This window comes from Achromobacter sp. UBA5777 (genome assembly GCF_002418565.1).
Classification (GTDB): Bacteria; Pseudomonadota; Gammaproteobacteria; order Burkholderiales; family Burkholderiaceae_B; genus Achromobacter; species Achromobacter animicus.
The window spans coordinates 2,293-3,815 of the sequence record NZ_DIEJ01000127.1; the positions used below are offsets into that span (position 1 = coordinate 2,293).

A 1,523-nucleotide genomic window follows, 5' to 3' on the forward strand; every position below is an offset into this window, starting at 1 on the left:
GGTGGTGCAGGGCGTGGTGCTCTGCGTGGCGGTGGGCTTCATCCTGATGAACCTGCTGGCCGACATCCTGTACATCCTGGTCAATCCCCGCCTGAGGCACTCATGAGCGCAATTCCTGCAACGGCCGCAGCCGTCACGCCGCCCCGCAGCCGCAATCGCGCGTGGGCCAAATTCAAACGCAACCGCATCGCGATGCTCGGCCTGGGCATCGTGCTGTTCTTCGTCGTGGTGGCCATCCTGGCCCCGTTCATCGTCAGCCAGGATCCCCTGCAGACCAGCTTCACCACCATCCGCAAGGCGCCGTCCGCGGCGCATTGGCTGGGTACAGACGAGCTGGGCCGCGACATCTACAGCCGCATGGTGTACGGCGCGCGCGCGTCGCTGATGGCGGGCCTGGTGTCGGTGCTGATCGCGCTGATCGTGGGCGTGCCGTTCGGCCTGGCCGCGGGTTACTTCGGCGGCTGGACGGACAGCTTCATCTCGCGCGCCACCGAGGCGCTCCTGGCCATTCCCTTCCTGATTCTGGCGATTGCGCTGGCCGCCTTTCTGGGGCCCAGCCTGACCAACGCGATGATCGCCATCGGCGTGTCCGCGGCGCCCAAGTTCATCCGGCTGACACGGGGGCAGGTGCTGGCGGTCAAGAACGAGGACTACGTGCAGAGCGCCCGCGCGCTGGGCGCGTCCGACCTTCGCATCATCGGCCGGCACGTGTTCCCCAACGTGATGCCGCCGCTGATCGTGCAGGCCACGATCACGATCGCCACGGCCATCATCGCCGAGGCCAGCCTGTCCTTCCTGGGCCTGGGGCTGCAGCCGCCGACGCCGTCGTGGGGCTCGATGCTGAACACGGCCAAGAACTTCATGACCCAGGCGCCCTGGATGTCGATCTTCCCCGGATCGGCCATTTTCCTGGTGGTGCTGGGCTTCAATCTGCTGGGTGACGGGCTGCGTGACGCGCTCGATCCGCGTCAGGAAAAGTAATCGATATGGCAACCATGGATTCCAACCGTGTCGTACAGGTCAATGACCTGACGGTGCGGTTCAAAACGCCCGAACGCACCGTGGAAGCGGTGCGCAATGTTTCTTTTCACGTGAACCGAGGCGAGACGCTGGCCATCGTGGGCGAGTCGGGCTCCGGCAAGTCGGTAACGTCACTGGCGCTGATGCGCCTGGTCGAGTACGGCGGCGGACATATCGCCAATGGCGGGATGCTGCTGCGCCGGCGTAGCGGCGAGGTGCTGGATCTGGTCAGCGCGCCCGATTCGACGCTGCAGCGCGTCCGCGGCGCGGACGTGGCAATGATCTTCCAGGAGCCGATGNNGCCGATGACGTCGCTGAACCCCAGCTTTACGGCGGGCAATCAGATTGCCGAGGCCTTGCAGCTGCACCAGGGCCTGGACGCGGCGGCGGCGCGGGCGGAAACGCTGCGCATGCTGGAACGAGTGCGCATCCCCGAGGCGCGCGCCATCCTGGACCGTTATCCACACCAGTTGTCGGGCGGGATGCGCCAGCGCGTGATGATT

Annotated in this window: 2 protein-coding genes and 1 pseudogene; all 3 read left to right on the forward strand. The window is 66.1% G+C overall.

The window, feature by feature from the left end:
• Positions 1 to 106 (forward strand): annotated as a pseudogene (locus B3446_RS09510) (ABC transporter permease); the annotation flags it as partial.
• Entirely contained in the window at positions 103 to 981 is an 879-nt protein-coding gene (locus tag B3446_RS09515) for an ABC transporter permease (RefSeq protein WP_175138943.1), read from the forward strand. The pseudogene B3446_RS09510 and the gene B3446_RS09515, both read left to right, overlap by 4 nt.
• A gap of 14 nt (positions 982 to 995) precedes the next feature.
• A partial coding sequence (locus B3446_RS09520; protein ID WP_291380413.1) for an ATP-binding cassette domain-containing protein occupies positions 996 to 1,523 on the forward strand: 528 nt, incomplete at its 3' end.

Bases quoted from the DNA above. Each gene is read 5' to 3' on its own strand.
- B3446_RS09515 (WP_175138943.1), top strand. From the start codon at position 103: ATGAGCGCAATTCCTGCAACGGCCGCAGCCGTCACGCCGCCCCGCAGC.